The sequence below is a fragment of the Catenulispora sp. MAP12-49 genome (assembly GCF_041262705.1).
Classification (GTDB): Bacteria; Actinomycetota; Actinomycetes; order Streptomycetales; family Catenulisporaceae; genus Catenulispora.
In genome coordinates this window covers 528,116-551,963 of the sequence record NZ_JBGCCP010000001.1, presented here as the reverse complement: position 1 = coordinate 551,963, position 23,848 = coordinate 528,116, and the positions used below count along the sequence as shown (strand labels likewise).

Genomic DNA, 23,848 nt, shown 5'->3' with positions numbered 1-23,848 from the left:
CCGGCGGTCACCTGTATGGATTGTGTTGGACTGGGCCGACGACCCGACGTGCGGCCGTCCCCAGGTCAACGCCGGGCCGGCGACCCCCGCGCCGCCGGCCCGGCGCCCGCCGGTGTCGGCCGGGATCAGCCGAGATCAGCCGGTTCCGGCTCCGGCCGGCGCCGGGATCGCGGCCACGGGCCGGCGTTCGCCGGTCAGCAGAGCGGTCACCGTCTCCAGGTCGTAGTCGGCGCTCGCCGAGTAGCCGTCGAGGACCGCGGCGTGCGCGGCGATCTCGTCGGCGCGGGAGAGCAGCAGTTCGCCGGTGAAGGTCTCCACGGCCACGGCGGCGTCGTCGTGGAGGGTGAACCCGTACAGCGGGAAGACCTCCGACACGGCGGCGGCGTCCGGCACGATGCCGATCCGCACCCCGGGCAGCGCCGAGAGCACGCGCAGCCGGTCGGCCTGGGTCGCGGCCAGCGTGGCAGGGCCCGGACACAGGCGCAGGGAGCTCTCGGTGAGCAGGAACTCGAAGCTGCGTCCCTGTTCGAAGAGCACCCCCTGGCGCTCCAGGTGCAGCGCCGAGGCCCGGCCGAGTTCGCGCTCGGACATCCACGGCGTCAGGCGCGCGGCGTAGCGGGCATAGTCGGCGGTCTGCAGCAGCGGCGGGATCATCGAGGTGGAGAAGGACCGCAGCACCGTGGTGTTGCGCTCGCGCTCGGCGATCGCGTCCAGCAGGGCCAGGCCGCGGCCGTGCCGGCGGCGGTCGGCGGCGTCGTCGACCGCGCGGGTGAGCAGGTCGCGCAGGTCGGTGCGGTGCTCGTCCCCGAGGCCCAGGACGCCGAGCACCCGCTCCAGGACCTCCGTCGAGGGGAGCATCATGCCGCGCTCGATCTTCGACACCGAGGGCTGGGTGACACCGGCGCGGGCCGCGACTTCGAGGCCGGACAAGCCGAGGTCCAGTCGGTGCCGACGCAGACGCCGACCGAGTTCTTCAGCTAATACGCTGCGTGCTGGGCTCATCCCCACAGTGTGGCGGCCACCGCGGACCATCTGTGAGGGTTTCCGGGACTTATGCCGTGTCTATCACCCGGTCGAGCTACCATCATTCAATGCGATCTTGGATATCCGGCGTGGATACCGCCGGACGGAGTGCTCATCCATAGAGCCGTTCGGCCTTCACGGCGGTCCGGTTCGCAGTAGTTTGACGCTCGTGAGCGCCGCATGAACCCGGCCGCCCTCGTCACCGCCTTCGGGGTGGTGTTCCTGGCCGAACTGCCGGACAAGACCGCGATCGCGTCCCTGCTCCTGGGGGCCAGGTATCGCCCGTCCTGGGTGTTCGCCGGGGTGGCGGCGGGCTTCCTGGTGCACGTCTGCCTGGCCGTGGCGGCCGGCTCCCTGCTCGCGTTGGTGCCGCGGCGTCCGCTGGAGGCCGTGGTCGCGGTGTTCTTCCTGGCCGGGGCGGTGCTGATGCTGCGCAGCCACGGCCGCGAGGACGGTGAGGAAGAGGCCGGACAAGCCCCGGACCTCGGGGCCGACGCCGGGTTCCGCAAGGTGGCCGGGACGGCGTTCGGGGTGATCCTGGTCGCCGAGTTCGGCGACCTGACCCAGATCGTGACGGCGAACCTGGCCGCCAAGTTCGCCGACCCGCTGGCTGTCGGGCTCGGTGCCACGCTCGGCCTGTGGACGGTCGGCGCACTGGCCATCGTCGGCGGCCGCGGGCTGCTCAAGGTGCTGCCGCTGCACCTGATCGTGCGGGTGGCCGCGCTGGTGATGATCGTGCTCGCCGGCGTCAGCCTGTGGCAGGCCGCCGCCGGCTGAGCGCCGGTTAACAGAGACGCTAGGAGACCGCGGCCGCCTTCTCGCTGCCCGCCTTCTCGCTGCCTTCCAGAACGTCGGCGAGCTGCCGCAGCCCCCGGGCCATGTCCGCGCCGGTCGGCGTCCGGTCGGCGTCGGCGAAGCGCTGGATGAGCAGGCCGGCCATCAGGGAGTAGAGGACCGCGCCGGCTCCTAGCTCCCTGTCCCGGTCCAGATCTTCCTCCGGGATGCCGAGAATCAGGTTCGCCAGGCCCTTGCGGGCCTCCGGGATCGCGTTCTTGAACATCTCGCGCGCGCCGGGGATGTGGTCGAGCTGCAGGATCAGCTCGAAGCTGGCCATCCACAGCGGCTGGTTCTGGTCGAAGGTCGTGGAGACGTCGTCGTAGACGCGCGCGAAGCGCTCCTGGACGGACAGGTCGGGCCCGGCCTTGGCGAAGGCCTCCTCCAGGTGGTCGCCCCATTCCCCGATGGCCTGGAACATCGCCTCGTTCATCAGCGCGTCCTTGGACCCGAAGTGGTAGCCGATGGCGGCCAGGCTGACGCCCGAGGCCTGGGCGATGTCCCGCGCGGTGGTCCGCGAGTAGCCCTTCTCCAGCAGACACTTCTTGGCCCCCGCGAGGAGGTCGTCACGGTTGCTCATGGGCCGAGCCTACCGCAGTCTTAGACGAATGTCTCGTACGTGTGTCTTGCACGCTAGTCTTGAACATAGGTCTTGCACAAGCGTCCAAGACGGCTGTACGGTCATCCCATGACGACGACCCAGAGCCCTGAAAACGTCCCGGCCCAGCGTGCCGGCCGCAAGGAGTGGATCGGGCTGGCCGTGCTGGTCCTGCCGTGTCTGCTCATCTCGATGGACATGTCGGTGCTGCTGTTCGGGCTGCCGTTCATCAGCGCCTCGCTCAAGCCCAGCGCCACCCAGCAGCTGTGGATCATGGACGCCTACGGCTTCGCGCTGGCCGGCCTGCTGATCACGATGGGCGCCATCGGCGACCGCATCGGCCGGCGCCGGCTGCTGCTGATCGGTGCCACGGCCTTCGGCGCCGCCTCGGTCGTCGCGGCCTACTCCGGCAGCGCGGAGGTGCTCATCGGCACCCGGGCGCTGCTCGGCGTGGCCGGCGCGACGCTGATGCCCTCGACGATGGCCTTGATCCGCAACATGTTCCACGACCCCAAGCAGCGGCAGACCGCCATCTCGCTGTGGACCGGCGGCCTGATCGGCGGCGTGACGCTGGGCCCGATCGTGGGCGGCGTGCTGCTGAACCACTTCTGGTGGGGGTCGGTGTTCCTGATCAACCTGCCGGCGATGGGGCTGCTGCTGATCCTCGGCCCGCTGCTGCTGCCCGAGTACAAGGCCGCGGCGTCCGGCCACCGGTTCGACGTCCTGGGCTCGGTGCTGTCGATGGCCGCCATCTTCCCGGCGGTGTACGGCATCAAGCAGCTGGCGGTGGACGGCTTCAGCGTGACCGCCGCCGCGGCGCTGGCCTTCGGCATCGCCCTGGGCGTCGCCTTCGTGATCCGGCAGCACACCGCCAAGAACCCGCTGATCGACATGGAGCTCTTCCGCAAGCCCAGCTTCCGGGCGCCGATGCTGGTGAACCTGTGCGGCAACTTCGTCCTGATGGGCTTCAGCCTGTTCAACACGCAGTACCTGCAGTCGGTGGCCGGGATGCGGCCGTTCACCGCGGCGCTGTGGTCGATGGCCGCGATGCCGTTCATCAGCGTGGGCATGGGCGTCACCGGAGCGCTGACCACCAAGGTCCGGCCGGCCCGGATCATCGGCGTGGCCTTCCTGGTCTCGGCGGCCGGCGCGCTGGTGCTGACCATGGCCCGTCCGGGCAATCCCATCGTGGTGCTGATGGTCGGCGCGGGCGTCGCGGCCGGCGGCGTGGTGGCGGCGCAGAGCATCGTGGGGAACATGGTGATGGCCGCGGCCCCGCCCGAGCGGGCCGGCTCGGCCTCGGCGCTGAACGAGACCGGCGCGGAGCTCGGCAGCTCGCTGGGCATGGCGCTGCTGGGCAGCATCGGCGCCGCGATCTACCACCACAAGATGCGGACCGTCGGCGCGGCGGGCGTGCCGGAGGCGGCGCTGCGTGCCGGCCACGAGACCGTCGGCGGCGCGGACGCCCTGGCCGCGCAGTTCCCCGGCTCGGCCACGCACGCCCTGCTGACGACGGCCCGCGACGCCTACGCCTCGGGTCTGCACACCACGGCCGTGGTCGGCTCGGGCCTGCTGCTCCTCACCGCGGTCTTCGCCTTCCGGGCGATGCGCAACGAGCCGGTCCTGCCGCCGGCACCGAAGAAGGAGAAGGCCGAGAAGGCTGGGAAGACCGGCAAGAAGGGCAAGAAGACCTCTTCGGTGGAGCCCGCCGCCGACCACGCCGCGACGGCGGTGTGAGTTGGGGTGCCACCACGCCGCGACGGCGGTGTGAGCCGGGGTGCCGCCGCCGGTCCGCACCGGTCCGAATGAACGGAAGAGTCCGCCGGTCTCCGAGGAGGAGACCGGCGGACTCGGCGTTTCTCTAGGCGGGATCAGGCCTTCAGTGCGTCCGTCACGGCCTCGGCGACCGTGGTGGTCGGGCGGCCGATCAGGGTGCTGAGGGTGTCCGTCACGTCGGCCAGCGCGCCCTCGGCGATCTTCGTGTCGGCGTCGGCCAGGCCCTCGGCCAGGAAGGCCGGAAGGCCGAAGCCGGCCAGCGTCGCGCGGTACTCCTCCGGGTCCAGGTTCACCGCCGCCACCTCCTTGCCGGTCTGGCGCGAGACCTCGGCGGCGATCTCGGCATAGCTGTGGGCCTTGTCGCCGGTGAGCTCGTAGACCTTGCCCTCGTGGCCCTCGGTGGTGGCCACGACGGCCGCCGCGGCCGCGTAGTCGGCCCGGGAGGCGAAGGCGGTCAGGCCCGTGCCGACCGAGCCGATGATCGCGCCGTGCTCGACGGAGGCCGGCAGGCTCGCGGTCAGGTTCTCCCAGTACCAGTTGTTCCGCAGGAACGTGTGCGGCAGGCCCGACTCCTTGATCGCGGCCTCGGTGTTCTTGTGGACCGAGGCGAACTTGATCGGGTTGGTCTCGGCCTTCGGGATCGAGGTGTAGATCACGTGCCCGACGCCGGCCGCCCGGCCCGCCCGGAGCGCGGACAGGTGGTTGCTGAGGCGGTCCTCGTCGGGGCCGCTGGAGGAGATGAAGATCCACTTGTCGGCGCCGCGCAGCGCCTCGGTCAGACCCGGGACGTCGGCGTAGTCGCCGCGTACGACCTGCACGCCGCGGTCGGCGAGGTCCTGGACCTTCTCCGGGGTGCGGACTATCGCCCGGATCTGGCCGGCCGGGACCCCGCGCTGCAGCAGGTCCTCGACGACGAGCCGGCCGAGGTGGCCGCCGGCGGCGGTGATGGCGATGGTCATGGGGACTCCTCAGGGTCGGGCGGCGGCCCCGTGGGGCGCTTTCTCTTGGTTAGTGCGGTACCGACGATGGCACTAACTTATAGAAAGTGCAACCCATGGCGCAGCACTACCGCATGGAAAGCGCGTGAGGTACCGTGGAGCGCATGAGTACGCGCGCCGAGGTGTCCGATCCGGAAGAGCGCGCCATCGAGATGGCCTACGACGTCCTGCAGGCGAGCTGTCCGACGCGCCGGACGCTGGAGCACGTGACCGGCCGCTGGGGCACGCTCATCATGATGGTGCTGCGCGAGGGACCGGTCCGGTTCAACGAGCTGCGCCGCCGGGTCGACGGGGTCAGCGAGAAGATGCTGTCCCAGGGGCTGCAGGCCCTGGAGCGGGACGGTTTCGTCGCCCGCGAGGTGCAGTCGACGATGCCGCCGCGAGTGGAGTACCAGCTGACGCCGCTGGGCGTGGAGACTTCGGACCGGCTGAAGGAGCTGGTGCGGTTCCTGGAGGGCCGGATGCCGGAGGTCGTGGCCGCGCAGGCGCGGTATGACGATGCCGGGGCCGGGGCCGGGGCCGACACCGCATAACCGCCGGCGGTGATCCACACTGGGGCTCATGACCCGACACGTGGAATTCCAGCGCCTGCACAACTTCCGCGACCTCGGCGGCTATCAGGTCGCGGACGGGGGCGCCACGAAGTGGGGCGTGCTGTACCGGTCGGACAACCTCCGGAAGCTGAGCGAGTCCGCCGATGTCGAGCGTTTCCGCGCGCTGGACGTCAACACGGTCGTCGATCTGCGGTACCCGTGGGAGATCGAGCAGTCCGGCCGGGTGCCGGAGTTCCCGGGGCTGCACTACGTGAATCTGAGCATCGAGCACCAGCCGTACGACCAGGGCGCGCTGGGGGACGGCTTCGACCCGTGGCGCTTCCTTGCCGACCGCTATATGGAGGTCGCGCAGGACGGCGTCAAGGAGATCCGCGGAGTTCTGGACGTCATCGCCGATCCGGAGTCCGGGACGACCGTCTTCCACTGCGCCTCCGGCAAGGACCGGACTGGCATCATCGCGATGCTCGTCCTCAGTCTGATCGGGGTGTCCGAGGAGAACGTGCTGGACGACTTCGCGCTCACGGAGTTGGCGACCCAGCGGTTGATCGCGGACTGGAAGGCGTTCTATCCCGGCCGGGAGTTGTCGTGGCCCGCGTATGCCCGCGCGCCCAAGGAACCGATGGAGCTGTTCATCGCTGATCTCAAGACCGGCTACGGCTCCGTGCAGGGGTACGCGGAGAAGGAACTCGGTGCGGACGACGCTCTGGTCGCCGCGTTGAAGGAGAAGCTAATCAACGTCAAGGGTTAGCTCGATCGACAGCGCCGTGAAGCCGAACCGCTGGTAGAAGAGGATCGCGGCGCTGTTCGCCGTGTACGCGGAGACGTGAAGGCGTGCGGCTCCGCGCTCGCGCCCCCAGGCGATGAAGTCCTCGACCATGCGGCCGCCGATTCCTTGTCCTCTATAGGAAGGCGCCACATGTGTGCTGACGAGTTCGGCGCGCGCCGCCGTCCACATAGAGGACGACGGACTGAAGGTGCCGATCAAGTGCCCGACCACTGTGCCTTCCTCTGTGGCGACCAGTACCAGGGCGTCCGGAGCGGCGATCAGCCCCGCGCACCATGCGCGGTTGTTGTCGCGGGGCCAGTCCGGGTCGCGCAGCCGATCCCGGGTGATGCCGTCCTCCGCGAACAGCGCGGCGCTGTCGTGGGTGAGGCCGTCCAGATCGTCCAGGGTCGCCGGGCGGATCTCGATGTCGGTCATGCCCGGGTGATACCCGTCAGCTGTTCTCGACGACCATCCGCACGGCCAGTCCGAGCATGACGGTGCCGGATATCTGCTCCATGCGGCGGCGGACCTGGCGCCGGCTGAAGAACGCGCGCATCCGCTGGACGCACCAGACGTAGAGCGAGTAGTAGAAGACCTCGTAGACGGCCCAGGTCGCGGCCAGCAGGACCATGGTCGGCAGCTTCGGGGCGCCGGCCGGGACGAACTGCGGCAGGAAGGACATCGCGAAGATCGCGGCCTTCGGGTTGGCCAGGTTCGTCAGCAGCCCGGCGCGGTAGGACCACAGCGGTCCCCGGGTCCGCGCGGCCCCGTCGGCTTCTTCGGGATCCTCGGTGCTGTCCTCCCCCTTCATCCGCCGCGCGGAGCGGAAGGACTGGACGGCGAACCACACCAGCACGCAGGCGCCGACGACGCGCATGCCGTCGTAGGCGAGCTGCGAGGCCGCGAGCAGCGCGGTGAAGCCGAAGGCCGCGGCGCAGCCCCAGACGAAGACCCCGCTCTCGTTGCCCAGGACGGTCGCGACCCCGGCGCGCTTCCCGCCGCGGATGGACTGGCGGATGATCAGCGCCGTGCTCTGTCCGGGAACCGCGGCGACCGCTGTGCAGGCGATGAGGAAGGGCAGCAGGGTTGCCAGCATGGGTTCATCGTCCGGACGCGCGGTGGCCGCGGCAAACAGATTTCTCGCTATCCCGCTGCGTGGAACGCCTCGATCGCCTGCTGGACACGCCATCCCGCGGCGAAGTCGGCCAGCGTCGGCGTCGAAACGCGACCGCGGACCGTGCCGACGAACTCGGCGAGGCGGGTGTCCTCGCCACCGCGCGGCCCACAGAGTGTGACCGGCTGCCATCCGGTGGCATCGCCTACAGAGAGGTCGCCCCAGGAAGTGATCCGGTAGGAGCGCCGGGAACCATAGAGGGTCCAGCTGTAGGTCTCCGGACCGGCTGCGACGTTTCCGGTCAGCCGTACCGGGATTCCGCCTGCGGAGAACAGCCCTGTTGCCGTGGTCTCTCCGTGTTCTCCATAGGAGACCTCTGTATGGACCGTAGTGAGCGGTCCTAGGACCCGGTCCGTGAGAAACACATAGTGCGACCCGACTTCGCGCAGAAAGCCGCCTTGCTCTCGGCCGGCAACCCAGCGGGCGTCCTTCTGGAACTCCCGTGGCCACTCCGGGAAGAGGAACTGGATGTCCACGCTGAGCAGGTCGCCGGCTTCCCCCGCGCGGACCGCACGGAGGACCTCCACCGCAGCGCTTCGGTCGGAGAGCGTGTAGTTGAGCGCGTTGACCAGACCTGTGGCGGCGGCGACGTCCACCATCTGCTGGCCTTCTGAGAGGTCCACCGCCAAGGGCTTCTCACAGAAGACCGCCTTGCCGGATTCCATGGCCGCGATCGCATAGCGTGCGTGCGTCGTGGGAGGCGCTGCTATGTAGACGGCATCGATGTCGGTGTGGGCGATGACCGCCATCGGGTCGTTGGTGAACGTCACGGTGGGATTCGCTATACGTGCGCGTTCTATAGCGGATTCGCTGGGATCGGCCGCGAGTTCCACAGCGACGTCCGGATGCGCAGTGGCGATCGCGAGCATCTCTGAGCCCATGGCGCCGAGGCCGATGACACCGAGGCGGAGCGGGAGGTCGGTCATGATCGCAGGGAACCGTCGCGGTCGGCCTGTTGTTCCGCGGTGTCCGGATCTTTATGCGAACGTGGCCAGTCCGGCGTCCCATGCGGCCGAGATATCGGCGTCGGGAGGAAACCGGCCGTCGATCTCCAGGCTCACCATGCCGTGGGCGAAAGCCCACAGCGCCCGGGCTTTGGCCGGGTCGTGCCCGATGACCTTGAGGAGCGGTAGAGCGGCGCGCTCCTCGAGTCCCTCCGGGAGGAGATCCCTTCGGAGCGGCCTGTAGTTCATGAGCCTGTAGAGGTGCGGGTGCGCGACGGCGAAGTCGCGATAGGTCTTCGCCAGCGCCGCCAACGGATCGTCGGCGGCGGCGATCGCGGCTTCCAGGGCTTCGGCGTACTCGAGGAATCCCTCGGCGACTACAAGGGCTTGCAGCGCGGTCTTGTCAGGAACGTGCTTATAGAGAGACGGCGCCTTGATACCCAGGGCATCCGCCACCCGGCGCATCGTGAGGCCCTCGGGGCCCTCGTCCTCCACCAGCGCGCGAGCGGCCGCGGCGATCTGCCGCTGCCGCTCGGTGAGCGCTCCGGTCCGGTGCTCAGCCACGGATGAAGCCTTCCTTGGTGCGCAGGTTGTAGCCGGCGACGCGGTCGATCGCGATGTGGAGCATCCAGGCCAGCAGGAAGGTGAACAGCGCGGGCACCTGCAGCGGGGAGACCGAGTACGCGACGGCGAGGACGAACGGGATCCAGGTGCGGTGCGCGGTGTTGTAGAAGGGGACGGCCTTGCGGGGCAGCTGTCCCTGGCGGACCGGCTCGTGCGCGCCGGCGGCCGCGAAGAACGACAGGTCCGGGCCGATCAGACCGCCGACCAGGGCCAGCCAGCTGCCCGCACCGTGGTTCACGCCCTCCAGGATCGCGAAGGCCGTGAGGAACACGGCCCAGGCGGCCCAGACGCTGCGGCGCGCGGTGGAGGAGAGGCGGTGCTCGGTGTTCGCCATGGCGGAGTCGACGGTGGTCATCGTGGTCCCCAGTCTCGTGCGGTCGGCCTGCGCGCCGCAACTGCGGCTAACGTTGTTAGCTTCACCGTAGGCTAACGGCATTAGCCTGTCAATCGCCGCGCTTCTGGGCGGGCTTCGGGGGGGCTTCCGGGCACGCCCTTCCGGCGCCTTCTCCCGTGATGCAACCTGTTCTGGGGAGTCCGTGGTCTGTGTTGCGGAATGGCAGTGCTGCGGAAGGGGGTCCCGGATGCGTCCCGAGGACGAAGACGAGTTCCGCCGCTTCACGGCGGCGCGGTGGCCGGGACTGGTGCGGACGGCGTATCTGCTCACGGGGGACCTCGGCCACGCCGAGGACCTCGCACAGAACACGCTGATCAAGGCCTACCGGTCGTGGCACCGCGTGCGGGGGGTCGAGGACGTCGACGCCTACGTCCGCAAGATCCTGGTCAACGCCAACCGGAGCCGGTTCCGGTCCAAACGGCCGGTGGAGTACAGCGTCGCCACGGTGCCGGAGCACCCCGCCTGGCCGCCCGACGACGGCTGCGGGGTCGAGGAACGGGGCGTGCTGTTCGCCGCACTCGCCACGCTGCCGCCCAGGCAGCGCGCGATCGTGGTGCTGCGGTACTGGGAGGACTTGGCGGAGGGTGAGGTCGCCGCGTTGCTCGGCTGCTCCGTCGGCACGGTCAAGAGCCAGGCCTCGCGCGCGCTGGCGAAGCTGCGGAACGACGCCGGGCTGGCGGGGCTCTCCGCGTTCCGGGGGCCCGCGGCGGCGATGAAAGGAGCACAGGCATGACCGGCATGACGGATGAGACATGGGAGGGCGGTCTGCGCGAGGTCATGGCGGGCACCGCGACCGCGGCCCGCGTCGCGACGCCGCCGACCGAGGCGATCCTGCGGCGCGGACGCTCCTCGCTGCGCCGGCGCAACGGCCTGGCCGGGTCGGGGGTCCTCGGGGTGGTGGCCGCCGCGGTGATCGCGGGCACGTCGCTCGGGGCCGGATCCGCCGGCGGCCCGGCTCCGCAGGCCGGTGTGGTGAGTGCGGGGGTCGCGGTGGTCACCTTGGGGCCGGCGTCGGCGAAGACGAAGGTCGTGGTCTACGACGACTACCGGTGCCCGCCGTGCCGGCAGACCGATAGCGGGACCAGCGCCTTCCTCGAACAGGAAGCTGGTTCCGGACGGATCCAGGTGGAGTACCGCCCGGTGAACCTGATCGACAGGTCCGGCACGGCGCCAGGGAGCGGATCCATGGCCGCGGGCAACGCTGTGCAGTGCGCGGCCGAGCACGGCGACTTCTCGGCGTATCGCGCGGCGGTGTTCGCGCATCAGCCGACGGAGACGGTCGACGCGTTCACGGCCTCGGCGCTCATCGCGATCGCGCGCGAGATCCCGGGACTGGACACTGCGGCGTTCGAGAAGTGCGTGGGCGATCAGCCCTATGCGGCCGCGATCAACCGCAACTACGACAGCGCCTTCACCACGGTGCATTGCGAAGGCGTGCCCTGCATCACTGTCGACGGCAAACAGTGGACCGGAAGCGTGCCGGCGGGAGCCGATCTCGGGAAGATCGTCGACAGCTGGCTGGTGCAGGAGATCGCGCCGAGCTGAAGCCGTCGCGGAAAACCCGTGGTCGATGATCTCCGCGCGGGATTAGGTTGGCGCCTCGTGACGACCGACCCGAAGGCGATCATCGAGTCCGGATACGACGCCATGGCCGAGCGGTACCTGTCGGCGTTCGGCGAAGACGTGCCCGACGACCCGCGGGTCCGTTTCGTCGGCGAGCTCGGCGGACACCTGCGCGACGGAGCCCGCGTCCTCGAACTCGGATGCGGCGCCGGGATCCCCGCCACCGCCTTGCTGGCTCAGCGTTTCGACGTGCTCGGCGTGGACATCTCCGCCGGGCAGCTGGCGCTCGCCGCGCAGCGGGTGCCGGCGGCGTCCTTCCTCAAGGCGGACATGACGGATCTGGACCTGCCCGCGGAATCCTTCGACGCGGTCACGGCCTTCTACAGCTTCAACCACATCCCCCGTGCGGAGCAGCGGCCGCTCCTGGACCGGATCGCCGGCTGGCTCCGCCCCGGCGGGCTGCTGTTGGCCTCTTTCGGCCGCGGCGGCTCCGCCGACGACGTCGAGCCCTGGCTCGGCGTACCGATGTTCTTCGCCAGCCACGATCCCGCGACGAACATCCGCCACCTCGCCGAGGCCGGCTTCACCGCGCTCCTGGACGAGATGGTGAGTATGCAGACGTCGATGGGGAGCGAGACGTGGCAGTGGGTGCTGGCCCGTGCCGCGGGGGAAGGACCGAGCGTTAAGAGCTAACCCTGAAGAGCGCCGGTGGCGGGGCTGGAAGGTCACCGGACCGGGTCCGGACCCGGCGGGATTCGGCCAGAAGAGTGGAACACCGGAACGCTTTCATCCGCCCGGCAGATCGGCCGGACACATCCGTGTGATTGCGCTCGGGTAATCCGCAGGGCGTAACTTCGCGGGAAATACAAACAAGCCCGGTTTCCTGGTGATCATCACCGGGACCGGGCCTGTCTTCCTGCTCACAAGTGCGCGAGGGGGGAGTTGAACCCCCACGCCCTTTCGGGCACACGGACCTGAACCGTGCGCGTCTGCCTATTCCGCCACTCGCGCTCGCTCTTGCTGCACAAACATTAGCACGCGCCGGAGGTCGCTCTCGCCAATATCGTGACCGGCCCCGAGGTAGCGCTCGTCACATCCGGTACGTCCGGTGATCGGCCGATTCAGCGAGTCCGATTCCAGTCCGATTCCGATGGGAACCGGCCGGGGGTGTCGCACGTCCTTGTGACGAGAGGGTGTTCACCTCCCGACTAGCGGCCGCTTGAGCGGGCCGGTTTCGGGCGGGCCGCTGAGCTGCGTGGGCGCGGCCGTGCGGCTGATCTCGCGGCGATGTGGGTACGCAGCGGGGGACGGGGTGGTTACGATCTCATCCGTAACAGGCACGCGGGCCGGACGTCGCAGGCGGCGGAAGGTGCGCGTGACCGTGGGTCCGACGACGACGGCGTCCCGACAAGGGGGCGCTGGACGACAGAATGGTCTGCGAGGCCGGTCAACGCTAGGCTGGCGCGCCGGAAGGGGGTGTCCGTGGGAGTCCTACAGCGGTTCGAGCGACGCATCGAAGGGTTGGTCAACGGCGCCTTCGCCAAGGCATTCAAGTCCGAGGTCCAGCCGGTGGAGATCGCGTCCGCGCTTCAGCGCGAGTGCGATGACCGGGCGGCCATAGTCAGCCAGGGACGGACCATGGTGCCCAACGACTTCACGGTCGAGTTGGGCGGCGTGGACTACGAGCGGCTGGCGACCTACGCCGGCCCCCTGGGTGCTGAACTCGCCGAACTCGTCCGTGAGTACGGCGCGGAACAGCGCTATATGTTCGTCGGACCTGTCGAGGTGAAGTTCGCGCGTGCGGCCGATCTCGACACGGGGATGTTCCGGATCCAAAGTCAGGCGTTGGCAGGAGTGGTGCCCGTGTCTCAGATGCAAGGCGAGCCCCAGGGCTATGACCCCTACGGCCAGCCTCCCCCATACCAGGGCGGTCCCCAGGGCCCAGGCGGCCCTCAGGGCCCCGGTGGTCCGCAGGGTCCCGGCGGCCTGCAGCCCGTGCCGCCGCCGAACCCGGTGCCGCAGCCCTCGCCGTGGGGCGCCCCGCAGCAGCCCCCGCAGGGCCAGGGCGGACCGCAGCCCGGCTGGGGCGCGCCGCCGCCCGGGCAGGGCGGTTACGACCAGGGTGGGTATGACCAGGGCGGGTACGACCCCTACGGCCAGCCGCCGCCGCAGCAGCCCGGTTGGGGCCCGCCCGGCGGGCAGCAGCAACAGCAGCAGCAGTACGCGCCGCCGCAGCAGTCGCAGACCCAGTGCTGGGTGGAGATCAACGGCGCGCGGCACATGCTGACCAAGCCGGTCACCACCATGGGCCGCGGCACGGACGTCGACCTGCGGGTGGACGACCCTTCGGTGTCGCGCAGGCATGCCGAGATCCGGATCGGGACGCCCTCGTACGTGTCGGACCTGGGTTCCACCAACGGCATCGTGGTGGACAACCAGCACGTCACGCAGGCCCCCCTGCGGGACGGCTCGGTGATCCACCTGGGCACCACCACGATCATCTTCCGTCAGCAGGGCTAGGCCGAGGCGGAACTACGACAGATGTCCCAGCTGACCCTCACGGTGATCCGGCTCGCCTTCCTGGTGCTGCTGTGGCTGTTCGTGTTCTCCGCGGTCGGGGTCATGCGCTCCGACCTCTACGGATCCCGCAACAGCAAGCGCCAGCAGGCCAAGGCAGCCAAGGCCGCCGCCGCCACGACCCAGCAGGTCTCGGCGCGCGCAGGCGCCCGCCAGCCCTACAACCCCGGTGCCCGCCGCAGCGGTCCGCCGATGCCCACCCGTCTGGTGGTGGTCGGCGGCTCGCTGGCCGGCACCACGGTGAACATCACCAGCGGACAGCAGGTGACGATGGGCCGCGCGCACGACTCGACGATCGTGCTCGACGACGACTACGCCTCCAGCCGGCACGCGAGGCTCTATCCGGACGCCTCCGGGCAGTGGATAGTCGAAGACCTCGGCTCCACCAACGGCACCTTCCTCGGGCAGACGAAGCTGAACGCGCCGACCGTGGCACAGATCGGTGTCCCGATCCGCATCGGCAAGACCGTGCTCGAGTTGCGCGCTTAGGGATAAGGAGAGGTGCCAGATGGCTCTTGTGCTCAGGTACGCGATCCGCTCCCATGTCGGGCTGATCCGGGAGGGCAACGAGGACTCCGGTTACGCCGGCCCGCGCCTGCTGGCGATCGCCGACGGGATGGGCGGCGCCGCCGCCGGTGAGCTGGCCAGCGCCGTCGTGATGACGACGGTCTCGCGGCTGGACTCGCCGGGCGGCGAGGACCTGCTGTCCGGCACCGGGGAGATGCCCGCGATGCCCGCGATGGCGCCCGGCGGCCAGGGCGGGCCCGGCCCCGCGGGCCCGGGCGCGCCGGGTCCCGGCGGCGTGCCGGACAACGAGCAGACCCTGCACATCTCCCAGCACGACCTGGCGGCCCGCGAGTCCGGCAACCCGCACTCGGCCCCCGACCCGGCCTTCGGCGAGCCCGACCTGGCGCTGCTGGGCGGCGCGGTGGTGGCGGCCAACGAGCGGCTGCGGGCCATCGTGGCCGAGCGCCCCGAGCTGGAGGGCATGGGCACCACGCTGACCGCGATGCTGTGGTCCGGCGGCCGGTTCGGCATGGTGCACGTCGGCGACTCCAGGGCCTACCGGCTGCGCGACGGTCTGCTGGAGCAGATGACCGCGGACCACACCTGGGTGCAGCGCCTGATCGACGAGGGCCGGATCACCGAGGAGGAGGCCGGGCACCACCCGCAGCGCTCGCTGCTGATGCGGGTGCTGGACGGCCGGACCCAGGTCGAGGCCGACATCGGCACCTTCGACGCCTACGCCGGGGACCGCTACCTGCTGTGCTCCGACGGCCTGTCGGGCTTCGTCTCCCAGGAGACGCTGGCCGAGACGCTGGCCGCCTACGCCGACCCCCAGCAGGCCGTGGACGCCCTGATCGAGCTGGCGCTGCGGGCCGGCGGTCCGGACAACATCACCTGCATCGTCGCCGACACCCTCGACGACGGCACGATCCCCGGCGCCAGCCCGAACGAGGCCACGCAGATGCTGGGGTCGCTCACCCCGGTCGTGGTCGGCGCGGCCAGCGAGGGTGTGGAGCAGCTGCCCCGGTTCAGCACCCCGGCCTCCGGCGGGCAGCCCGGCGGAGGTGCACCGCAGGACGACTTCCCGCAGAACCACCCGGCCGGCCGCGCCGCGCGGCTGCGCTCGCGCCGCAACCAACAGAACCAGCCGAACCAGCAGATGGCCGCCGAGCACCCCGGCGGGCCGGTGGCCACCGCGCCGCAGCAGTTCGACCCCTCGGCCCAGACCACGGAGCTGGAATCGGTGCCCGGGCAGCGGGGCCTGGTCCCGGACGGGGAGAACAACCCGGGAGGGCGGCGCAACGCCGGCGGCTACGGCGGTCCGGACGGTGCGCCAAGCGGCCCCGGCGGCCTCGGCGGCCCCGGTGCTCCCGGCGGGGCGGCCCCCGCCAAGCGCGGCAAGAAGGGCCTGCTGATCACCGGCGCGGTGGTCGTGGTGCTGGCCGCCGCCGCGGGCGGGGCGTATGTGTACAGCCAGGGCCAGTACTACGTGACGCCCTCCGCGGACAGCAAGCAGGTGCTGCTGTACCAGGGCCTGTCGCAGGCGTCGTTCGCCGCGTCGCAGCAGACGATGACCGAGGGCCCGCTCTGGATCAACTCGGTGCCGCAGAGCAAGCGCGCTGACCTGTACAAGACCGAATCGTTCGGCTCCGAGGGCGCCGCGCTGGCGTACCTGGAGCAGTACCGGACGGCCGCGAAGTCCTGTGCCGACTACCGGCACAGCCAGACGACCGTCCAGAGCCAGGCGCTGAAGCAACCCGCGTCCGGCAAACCGGCGGGTACCACCGTGCCGGGGCAGAACCTCGCCCCGACCACACCGCCCGCGTCGTCCAAGGACGGCGCCCCGCTGGCCAACGGCCCGGCGTCCACCCCGCCGACCATCGCGCCGACCGGCGACCTGACCGGCACGACCGCCCCGACCGGCGGCCAGCAGGGCGTACCGGAGCCGCAGAACCCCACGTCGTCGTCCTCGGCCCCAGGGACGCAGGGTGACGACCCGCAGATGAAGGCGTACTGCGCCGGAACAACGGACGGTCCTCAGTAGTGTCGATGTCAGCCGCCCCGCCCCGGCCCGAAGAACCACTGATCCCCAAGCGCCGCAACACTGAGCTCGGGCTCAGTCTGTTCGCGGTGGCGGTCGCCATGTTCGCGTACGCCAACGTGGGCCTGGCCGACAACGGCAAGCTGCCGGCCGGCATGTGGGGCGTCGGCGCGGGTCTGGGGGCGGTGGTGATCGTCGCCAACCTGCTGATCCGCTACGCCGCGCCCTATGCCGACCCGCTGTTCCTGCCGCTGGCGATCTTCCTCAACGGCATCGGCCTGGTGCTGATCCACCGCCTGGACCTGTACGACTCCGAGCGTTTCCAGGCGCTGCACAAGCTCGACCCGACGAAGTACCACACCCCGCCGAGCGGTTCCACGACGAACCAGCTGATGTACACCGCGCTGGGCATCATCGCCCTGGCGCTGTTCCTGCTGTTCGTCAAGGACCACCGGATCCTGCAGCGCTACGCGTACATCTCGATGGTCACCGGCCTGTTCCTGGTCGCGATCCCGGCCGTGCTGCCGGCCTCGATCTCCAGCGCCAACGGCGCCAAGAGCTGGATCCGCTTCCCGGGCGGGGTGTCGATACAGCCGGCCGAGTTCGGCAAGCTGCTGCTGGTGTCGTTCTTCGCCGCGTTCCTGATGGCCAAGCGCGACGCGCTGCGCGTGGCCTCGCGGCGCGTGCTCGGCCTGAACATCCCGCGCGGCCGCGACATGGGGCCGATCGCGGTCTGCTGGGTCCTGGCGATGCTCATCCTGGTCTTCGAGACCGACCTCGGCGTCTCGCTGATGTTCTTCGGCGCCTTCGTGGTGCTGCTGTACATCGCGACCGAGCGGACCTCGTGGCTGGTCTTCGGTGTCACCGCGTTCATCGGCGGCGCCGTGTTCATCGCCACGACGGTGCCGCACGTCCAGGCCCGCGTGAACAACTGGCTGCACCCGTTCAACGGCGAGATCTGCGCCGCCCAGATCCCGACCCCGAAGAACTGCCCGTCGGACCAGATCTCGCAGTCCATCTACGGCTTCGCCACCGGCGGCATCTTCGGCAAGGGCCTGGACCAGGGCCGGCCCTGGCTGGTCGGGTTCGCCAAGAACGCGGACTTCATCCTGGTCACGGTCGGCGAGGAGCTCGGCATGGTCGGGCTGTTCGCGCTGATGATGGTCTACACGCTGTTCGTGATGCGCGGCTTCAAGACCGCGCTGCTGATCCGCGACAACTACGGCAAGCTGCTGTCGGCCGGTCTGGCCGTGACGTTCGCGCTGCAGGTGTTCATCACCGCCGGCGGCGTCATGCGCGTCATCCCGCTGACCGGTCTGCCGATGCCGTTCCTGGCCGCCGGTGGTTCGGCGCTGGTGGCGAACTGGGTCGTGGTCGCGCTGCTGATCCGGCTGTCGGACTCCGCACGGCGTCCGCTGCCGCCGGCCATCCCGCTGTCGGACGACGAGCTGCGGGCCATGCGGCTGGCCGCCGCCCAGCGGATGCCGTCGAACGCGAACCCCGGGCGGCACGCCCAGCCGGCGCCGCAGGGTGCCGGTGCCGCGGGGCCCGGGGGTCCGGGCCAGCCGCACCCGCTTGCCCAGCCGGGTCTCGGGCAGACCGGTCTCGAGCAGAGCGGCCTGGCCCAGAGCGGGTTCGGCCCGGGCGGACCCGGCGGACCCGGCGGGCCGACGCCTCCGGGCGCGACCGACCCCACCGAGCCGATGCCGGTCCGTCAGGCGAACGCGGCCGCGGCCGCCGGTGCCGGCGACGTGACGCAGGCCGTCCCCTCCCAGCCCCGCGGTTACGGAGAGCAGACGATGCTGCGCGCAGCGGAGGCGACCCAAGCGATCCAGGCCACATCCCAGCCGAGGCCGGAACCGGAACAGGGTCCTACGGAGTCCTATTCCCCGGTGTTCGAAGACGACGAAGAGGACGAAGACGTGCGGACGCGGCCGACCCCGGGGGCGAACCCCGGTGACGCGCCGGGCCGGCCGGGCCCGTCTGAGCGGAGGTACGGACCGTGAACCAGCCGATCAGGCGGGTGGCCCTGTTCTGCTTCCTGCTCATCGCCAGCCTGCTCGTCAGCTCCAACTACCTGCAGGTGGTCAACGCCGACAGCTACAAGGCCCGCGCCGGCAACCAGCGCACTCTGCTGGACTCCTTCGCCTATCCCCGGGGCAAGATCCTCACCGCGGACGGCACCGTCATCGCGGACTCGGTCCCCTCCGGCGGCATCTCGTACAAGTACCAGCGCACGTACCCGCAGAAGTCGGCCTACGCCAACATCACCGGCTGGAAGTCGATCGGCTACGGCGCCACGGACATAGAGTCCGTCCTCGACAAGTACCTCGCGGGTACTGACAGCTCGGAGTCCGTGGCCAACTTCATGGACACGCTGACCGGCAAGTCCAAGAAGGGCGGCGACGTCCAGCTCACGCTGCAGAACTCGGTGCAGCAGGCCGCCATCAAGGGGCTGAACGGACGCAGCGGCTCGGTGGTGGCGCTGGACCCGACCACCGGCGCGATCCTGGCGATGTACTCCAACCCGACCTTCGACCCCAACGGGATAGCGTCGAACGACGGCGACACCTCCTCCGCCGCGGGCAAGGCCCTGGAGTCGCAGAAGGACAAGCCGAACCTGAACCACGCGATCCAGGAGAACTACCCGCCCGGCTCGGTGTTCAAGATCGTCACCGCGGCCGCGGCCCTGGACTCCGGCCAGTTCACCGAGACCACCCCGACCGGCGCGGACCCCGACGCCTACTCGGTTCCGGGCTCCGGCTACTACCTGCGCAACGAGGACGGTCCCTGCTCCTCCACCGACCTGAAGACCGCGCTGGCCGAGTCCTGCAACTCGGTGTACGGCTTCGTCGGCGCCAAGCTCGGCCCGCAGGTCATGTCCTCCTACGCCTCGAAGTTCGGCTTCGACGACCCGAGCCTGAAGATCCCGCTGTCGGTCGCCCAGTCCAACTTCCCGTCGGCCTCGGCCATAGGCACCAACCAGCTGGGTCTGGCGCAGGACTCGATCGGCCAGGGCGACACCCAGGTGACCCCGCTGCAGGCGGCGATGATCGCCGCCTCGGTGGCGAACGGCGGCACGATCATGCAGCCCTACCTGGTGGCCAAGGAGACCGCGCCCAACGGCCACGTCACCTACAAGGGGACGGACCACCAGCACGAGCTCAGCCAGGCGATGAGCCCGACGACCGCGTCCACGCTGGACGACATGATGCAGAACGTGGTGGCCACCGGGACCGCGAAGGCCGCCGCGATCCCCGGTATCCACATGGGCGCCAAGACCGGTACCGCGCAGCGGGGCCAGGGCCAGAACCCGCTGGCCTGGTTCGTCTGCTACGGCACCGCCAACGGCAAGAAGGTCGCGGTCGCGGTCATGGTCGAGTCCAACGACCCCTCCATCCGCAGCGACATCAGCGGCGTCGGGTTCGCCGGCCCCGTGGCGCAGGCGGTGATGAAGGCGGCGCTCGGCATGAGCTAGGAGTGACGGGACGGGCCCCGGTGGCGTGTCGGACCGGCGGGCCCGGGTGGCGGGTGCCGGTCCGGCGACGATTCCGGCAGGCGGTCTGGCGCCGGAGCCGGTTCGGGGGATACTGCCGGAAGCAAGTTTTCGACTGAGACGATGTCAGACCGCCGCGCCACCGCGCGGCGATCGATGAGCTGGAGCGATGAGATGTCCGGAACCTACCCCGGGGCGGAACAGCCGCGGCGGCTCGGCGGCAGGTACGAGCTGGGCGCCGTGCTGGGCCGAGGCGGGATGGCCGAGGTCTTCATGGCCCGCGACACTCGCCTGGGCCGCACGGTCGCGGTGAAGACGCTGCGTGCCGACCTGTCCCGCGATCCCACGTTCCAGGCACGGTTCCGCCGTGAGGCGCAGTCCGCGGCCTCCCTCAACCACCCGGCGATCGTGGCGATCTACGACACCGGCGAGGACTTCGAGAACGGCATCTCCGTCCCCTACATCGTGATGGAGTACGCCGACGGCTCGACGCTGCGCGACCTGCTGCACTCCGGCCGCCGGCTGCTGCCCGAGCGGGCCCTGGAGATCACCGCCGGGGTGCTGCAGGCCCTGGACTACTCGCACCGCAACGGCATCATCCACCGCGACATCAAGCCCGCGAACATCATGCTGACCCGGTCCGGCACCGTGAAGGTGATGGACTTCGGCATCGCCCGGGCCATGGCCGACAACGGCATGACGATGACGCAGACCGCCGCGGTCATCGGCACGGCGCAGTACCTGTCGCCGGAGCAGGCCAAGGGCGAGACCGTGGACGCCCGCAGCGACCTGTACTCCACCGGCTGCCTGATGTTCGAACTGCTCACCGGCCGGCCGCCGTTCGTCGGCGACTCCCCGGTGGCCGTGGCCTACCAGCACGTGCGCGAGGAGCCGCAGCCGCCGTCGTCCTACGACCCCGAGGTCAGCCCGGCGATCGACGCGGTGGTGCTGAAGTCGCTGGCCAAGACCGCCGACGCGCGCTACCAGTCGGCCACCGAGATGCGCGCGGACATCGAGCGGGTGCTGGACGGCCGGCCGACCGAGGCGCAGACCGCGGTGTTGGGCGCGGCGAACATGCCGACCCAGCGCCTGGACCCGCGCCAGGTGGGCGCGGCGGCGGCGGTCGGCCAGACCCGGGCGATGCCCGCGGTCGACGCGCCGACCGGCTACCAGCAGCCCGCCGCGGCGCGCTACGGCGAGGAGTACGGCGAGTCGGGCCGTCCGCCGGCCCCGCCGCGCCGCGCCGAGCCGCGCCGTCCTCCGGAGCCGGAGAAGAGCGGCAAGACCGGGTACATCATCCTGGCCGTGGCCGGTATCGCCGCGGTCATCGCGGCGGTCCTGCTGGCCAAGTCGCTGCTGAAGTCCGGCGGCAACGCCAGCTCCAAGGCGGCGCCGGACTTCGGTATCGGGGTGAAGAACGTCCAACAGGCGCAGCAGCTGCTGGGGCAGCCGGACTACACCGGGTTCAGCCTCGCGCCCGGCAGCGGCAAGGACTGCCCCGCCGGGACCGATGTGCACTCCGGGAACGTCGGGACGATCATCGCTCAGAGCCCGGCGGCCGGTGCCTACGGCAAGCCGGGGCCGATCACCTACTGCCTGTCGCTGGGCCCGCAGAACGGCAAGGTACCCGCGAAGGCCACCCTCAACGGGATGAACCAGGACCAGCTGAAGAGCTACCTGTCCGGCGCCCACTTCGATCTCAGCAACCCGCTGATCACCTCGCAGCCGGACCCCAAGGTCCCGGCGGGCAACATCATCGACGTGATCGACGCCGCCAACAACAACGCGCCCCTGGACGGCCAGCAGGTCCCGGACGTGAGCAAGGTCCAGATCGGCTGGATCGTCTCGACCGGCCCGTCGCAGATCCAGCTCAGCACCAGCGGCTACCTCGGCCAGCCGTACGGCAGCGTCGTGTCGCAGATCGAGGGCCTGGGCTTCACCAACGTCAAGCCGGCGGTCGACAGCTCGGCGGGCCAGCAGCAGGCCGGCAACGTGACGCGTATCAGCCCTGGGGACGGCCCGCACACCGCCGACACGCCGATCGTGGTCTACTACGCGCCGCAGCCGCCGGCGCCGCCGACCTCGTCGACGACCTCCCAGCAGTGCGACCCGGGGCAGGACCCGAACTGCCAGCAGGGCGGCAACCCGACGTCGACGACGTCAGGGCCGGGCAGTGGCCAGAACACGTCGAACCCCATCTGTGGCTTCGACCCGACGGCACCGGGCTGCCCGAGCGCCCCGACGACGTCCAAGAAGGGCGGCGGCGGTAACTAAGCGGCCCGCGCTTATAGCGAAGCCCCGCACGGAGTTCCGTGCGGGGCTTCGCTATGCGTTGTCGGCTGTTGTTTGTTAGTCGGCTCTATTAGTTGGCCGCGCTGAGAACCACCGGCGCGAGCCCGGCGGAGCGCTCGACGGCTCCGGCGTCCCCGCACACCGTCAGCCAGTTCGCCAGCATCCGGTGGCCGCCCTCGGTGAGGACGGACTCGGGGTGGAACTGGACCGCCTCGACCGGGAGCTCGCGATGGCGGATGCCCATGATGACGCCGGTGTCGGTGCGCGCGGTGACCAACAGGTCCGCGGGCAGCGTCTCGGGCTCTATGGCCAGCGAGTGGTACCGCGTGGCGGTGAACGGGTCCGGGAGGCCCTGGAAGACGCCGGCGCCGTCGTGGGTGACCGTGCTGGTCTTGCCGTGCAGCAGCTCCGGGGCGCGGCCGACCACGGCGCCGTGCGCCACGGCGATGGACTGCAGGCCCAGACAGACGCCGAAGACCGGGATCCGGTGCTGCTCGGCGTAGCCGACCATCTTCACGCAGATGCCGGCCTCCTCGGGCGTCCCCGGGCCGGGAGAGAGCAGGACGCCGTCGTAGTCGTGCGCGGCCTCGACGCCGATCGCGTCGTTGCGCACCACCTCGCACTCCGCGCCGAGCTGGTACAGGTACTGAACGAGGTTGTAGACGAAGCTGTCGTAGTTGTCGACGACCAGGATCCGCGCTGCCATGCGGTGAGCCTACCGGCAGCGGGGAGCGGCTACTGGGAGACCGTGTTGCCGCTGAACGGCATCAGCGGTTCGATCCACGGGAAGACCCAGCCGAACAGGAGCACCACGACCAAGGCCGCGACGGCCAGGGCGATGAGGACCTTCACGTAGACGGGCCCGGGAAGGCGCCGCCACAGATACGCGTACATCGCCAGCTCCTCTCTCTACAGACTTCTCTATAGAGCTCTCTATGTGGTTTTACCAGAGTCCTATTGGAACTTGGGGGCGTTCACCGTCAACGCCGGGGGCGCGCCAGCCGATCGGGGCTGCCGGCCGACCAGCTCGCCGGTGACGATCATGCGCTGGGTCGAGGCCCACCACGGGTTGCACGTGGTCAGCGTGATCAGCTTCCGCGAGGGCGTCGCGTCCGGGTGGTCCGGGACCGGGGCCACGACGCCGAGGTCGGTCGGCTCGACGATGAACGGGTCGCGGTCCTCGCGGTAGGTGTACCAGGCGTCGGCGGTCTCCACCACGATCAGGTCGCCCGCGCGCATCTCGTCGAGGTAGCGGAAGGGCTCGCCGTGCGTCTTGCGGTGCCCGGCGACGGCGAAGTTGCCGACCGCGCCCGGCAGGGCCGAGTCCTTGTAGTGGCCGACCCCGCGGCCCAGCAGATCCAGGGTGGTGCCCTGCAGGACCGGGATCGGCTTGTCGCCGAGCCGCGGGATGTGCAGGATCGCGAACGCGGCGCCGGCGGTGCCGTGGCTGTCGGCGGTGTCGAACGGCCCGGGGGTGTTCGGCGCGGCCGACCGGGCGGCCGGCGGCGCGGCCCACAGCTTGTGCAGGTCCGAGACCTCGGACCGCATCGCCTCGTCGGCGACCACGTTGGTGTAGAAGAGCTGGTAGGCGCAGAACAGGAAGAGCACCATGCCGAGCGTGATCAGGATCTCACCGACGGATCGGATCGCCGTTCGCGCGCGTTCAGCCCACATTCCGCCAGTTTGT

Annotated in this window: 23 protein-coding genes, 1 tRNA gene and 1 pseudogene; 13 read left to right on the top strand and 12 right to left on the bottom strand. The window is 70.3% G+C overall.

From position 1 onward, the window contains the following. Positions 1-135: 135 nt before the first annotated feature. The gene (locus tag ABIA35_RS02470) at positions 136-1,002 is read right to left on the bottom strand and encodes a helix-turn-helix domain-containing protein (protein ID WP_370343232.1); all 867 of its coding nucleotides are present in this window, start codon (positions 1,000-1,002) and stop codon (positions 136-138) included. A gap of 201 nt (positions 1,003-1,203) precedes the next feature. Here ABIA35_RS02470 and ABIA35_RS02465 point away from each other — a divergent pair, with 201 nt between their 5' ends. Further along, a complete protein-coding gene (locus tag ABIA35_RS02465; protein ID WP_370343231.1) occupies positions 1,204-1,800 on the top strand; it encodes a TMEM165/GDT1 family protein in 597 nt (198 codons plus the stop codon). A gap of 19 nt (positions 1,801-1,819) precedes the next feature. On the opposite strand, the gene ABIA35_RS02460 is transcribed toward ABIA35_RS02465, so the two are convergent. Next, positions 1,820-2,437 (bottom strand): TetR/AcrR family transcriptional regulator, encoded by a 618-nt coding sequence (locus ABIA35_RS02460; protein ID WP_370343229.1) that lies wholly within the window; start codon positions 2,435-2,437, stop codon positions 1,820-1,822. Positions 2,438-2,545: 108 nt separating this feature from the next. Between ABIA35_RS02460 and ABIA35_RS02455 the strand changes: the two genes are divergently transcribed. Continuing rightward, complete coding sequence (locus tag ABIA35_RS02455) at positions 2,546-4,192, top strand: MFS transporter (RefSeq protein WP_370343226.1); 1,647 nt, start codon at positions 2,546-2,548, stop codon at positions 4,190-4,192. A 134-nt stretch (positions 4,193-4,326) separates the two neighbouring features. Here ABIA35_RS02455 and ABIA35_RS02450 read toward each other — a convergent pair whose 3' ends face one another. After that, positions 4,327-5,190 carry an SDR family oxidoreductase gene (locus ABIA35_RS02450; protein ID WP_370343225.1) on the bottom strand — a complete coding sequence of 288 codons (864 nt, stop codon included), beginning with the start codon at positions 5,188-5,190 and terminating at the stop codon, positions 4,327-4,329. Positions 5,191-5,333: 143 nt separating this feature from the next. Between ABIA35_RS02450 and ABIA35_RS02445 the strand changes: the two genes are divergently transcribed. Beyond that, complete coding sequence (locus ABIA35_RS02445; protein WP_370343224.1) at positions 5,334-5,762, top strand: winged helix-turn-helix transcriptional regulator; 429 nt, start codon at positions 5,334-5,336, stop codon at positions 5,760-5,762. Between the two features lie 28 nt (positions 5,763-5,790). Next, positions 5,791-6,531 carry a tyrosine-protein phosphatase gene (locus ABIA35_RS02440; protein WP_370343223.1) on the top strand — a complete coding sequence of 247 codons (741 nt, stop codon included), beginning with the start codon at positions 5,791-5,793 and terminating at the stop codon, positions 6,529-6,531. Here the strand turns inward: ABIA35_RS02440 and ABIA35_RS02435 are convergent. From ABIA35_RS02435 to ABIA35_RS02415, 5 genes are read right to left on the bottom strand one after another with little or no spacing between them, the layout of a single operon-like run. Continuing rightward, on the bottom strand, positions 6,511-6,984 hold the full coding sequence (locus ABIA35_RS02435; RefSeq protein ID WP_370356346.1) for an N-acetyltransferase family protein: 474 nt from the start codon (positions 6,982-6,984) through the stop codon (positions 6,511-6,513). The genes ABIA35_RS02440 and ABIA35_RS02435 overlap by 21 nt on opposite strands. A gap of 16 nt (positions 6,985-7,000) precedes the next feature. Next, positions 7,001-7,645, bottom strand: a complete 645-nt coding sequence (locus ABIA35_RS02430; protein WP_370343221.1) for a LysE family translocator — start codon at positions 7,643-7,645, stop codon at positions 7,001-7,003. 47 nt (positions 7,646-7,692) lie between these two features. After that, positions 7,693-8,649 (bottom strand): Gfo/Idh/MocA family protein, encoded by a 957-nt coding sequence (locus ABIA35_RS02425; RefSeq protein ID WP_370343220.1) that lies wholly within the window; start codon positions 8,647-8,649, stop codon positions 7,693-7,695. Between the two features lie 51 nt (positions 8,650-8,700). Continuing rightward, positions 8,701-9,231, bottom strand: coding sequence for a TetR/AcrR family transcriptional regulator (locus ABIA35_RS02420; protein WP_370343219.1), 531 nt, complete (start codon positions 9,229-9,231; stop codon positions 8,701-8,703). Beyond that, positions 9,224-9,646, bottom strand: a complete 423-nt coding sequence (locus ABIA35_RS02415; protein ID WP_370343218.1) for a DUF4260 family protein — start codon at positions 9,644-9,646, stop codon at positions 9,224-9,226. Before ABIA35_RS02415 ends, ABIA35_RS02420 begins: the two co-directional genes overlap by 8 nt. Before the next feature lie 226 nt (positions 9,647-9,872). On the opposite strand from ABIA35_RS02415, the gene ABIA35_RS02410 reads away from it, so the two are divergent. Genes ABIA35_RS02410 through ABIA35_RS02400 form a run of 3 tightly spaced genes read left to right on the top strand, consistent with a single transcriptional unit; the run spans position 9,873 to position 11,941 of the window. Continuing rightward, complete coding sequence (locus ABIA35_RS02410; protein WP_370343217.1) at positions 9,873-10,418, top strand: SigE family RNA polymerase sigma factor; 546 nt, start codon at positions 9,873-9,875, stop codon at positions 10,416-10,418. Beyond that, the gene (locus ABIA35_RS02405) at positions 10,415-11,230 is read left to right on the top strand and encodes a DsbA family protein (RefSeq protein ID WP_370356344.1); all 816 of its coding nucleotides are present in this window, start codon (positions 10,415-10,417) and stop codon (positions 11,228-11,230) included. Before ABIA35_RS02410 ends, ABIA35_RS02405 begins: the two co-directional genes overlap by 4 nt. A 57-nt stretch (positions 11,231-11,287) precedes the next feature. Next, positions 11,288-11,941 carry a class I SAM-dependent methyltransferase gene (locus tag ABIA35_RS02400; protein ID WP_370343215.1) on the top strand — a complete coding sequence of 218 codons (654 nt, stop codon included), beginning with the start codon at positions 11,288-11,290 and terminating at the stop codon, positions 11,939-11,941. 234 nt (positions 11,942-12,175) lie between these two features. Here the strand turns inward: ABIA35_RS02400 and ABIA35_RS02395 are convergent. Continuing rightward, positions 12,176-12,259 (bottom strand) — tRNA-Leu (locus ABIA35_RS02395). Between the two features lie 471 nt (positions 12,260-12,730). Here ABIA35_RS02395 and ABIA35_RS02390 point away from each other — a divergent pair. From ABIA35_RS02390 to pknB, 6 genes and pseudogenes are all read left to right on the top strand, one after another. Then, entirely contained in the window at positions 12,731-13,768 is a 1,038-nt protein-coding gene (locus ABIA35_RS02390; protein WP_370343214.1) for an FhaA domain-containing protein, read from the top strand. Between the two features lie 21 nt (positions 13,769-13,789). Further along, positions 13,790-14,314 (top strand): FHA domain-containing protein, encoded by a 525-nt coding sequence (locus tag ABIA35_RS02385; RefSeq protein WP_370343213.1) that lies wholly within the window; start codon positions 13,790-13,792, stop codon positions 14,312-14,314. A 19-nt stretch (positions 14,315-14,333) separates the two neighbouring features. Further along, complete coding sequence (locus tag ABIA35_RS02380) at positions 14,334-16,376, top strand: PP2C family serine/threonine-protein phosphatase (RefSeq protein ID WP_370343211.1); 2,043 nt, start codon at positions 14,334-14,336, stop codon at positions 16,374-16,376. 5 nt (positions 16,377-16,381) lie between these two features. Beyond that, positions 16,382-17,824, top strand: a pseudogene (locus tag ABIA35_RS02375) (FtsW/RodA/SpoVE family cell cycle protein); the annotation flags it as partial. Positions 17,825-18,375: 551 nt separating this feature from the next. Then, entirely contained in the window at positions 18,376-19,851 is a 1,476-nt protein-coding gene (locus ABIA35_RS02370) for a peptidoglycan D,D-transpeptidase FtsI family protein (RefSeq protein WP_370343210.1), read from the top strand. A gap of 192 nt (positions 19,852-20,043) precedes the next feature. Beyond that, positions 20,044-22,143, top strand: a complete 2,100-nt coding sequence (gene pknB / locus ABIA35_RS02365) for a Stk1 family PASTA domain-containing Ser/Thr kinase (RefSeq protein ID WP_370343209.1) — start codon at positions 20,044-20,046, stop codon at positions 22,141-22,143. Positions 22,144-22,231: 88 nt separating this feature from the next. On the opposite strand, the gene ABIA35_RS02360 is transcribed toward pknB, so the two are convergent. The 3 genes from ABIA35_RS02360 to ABIA35_RS02350 are packed head-to-tail and all read right to left on the bottom strand — an operon-like array spanning position 22,232 to position 23,835. Further along, complete coding sequence (locus ABIA35_RS02360) at positions 22,232-22,867, bottom strand: aminodeoxychorismate/anthranilate synthase component II (RefSeq protein ID WP_370343208.1); 636 nt, start codon at positions 22,865-22,867, stop codon at positions 22,232-22,234. A 29-nt stretch (positions 22,868-22,896) separates the two neighbouring features. Next, positions 22,897-23,055: a hypothetical protein gene (locus tag ABIA35_RS02355; protein ID WP_370343207.1), complete on the bottom strand. Its 159-nt coding sequence runs from the start codon at positions 23,053-23,055 to the stop codon at positions 22,897-22,899. Positions 23,056-23,115: 60 nt separating this feature from the next. Beyond that, positions 23,116-23,835: a class E sortase gene (locus ABIA35_RS02350; RefSeq protein ID WP_370343205.1), complete on the bottom strand. Its 720-nt coding sequence runs from the start codon at positions 23,833-23,835 to the stop codon at positions 23,116-23,118. Positions 23,836-23,848: the final 13 nt, after the last annotated feature.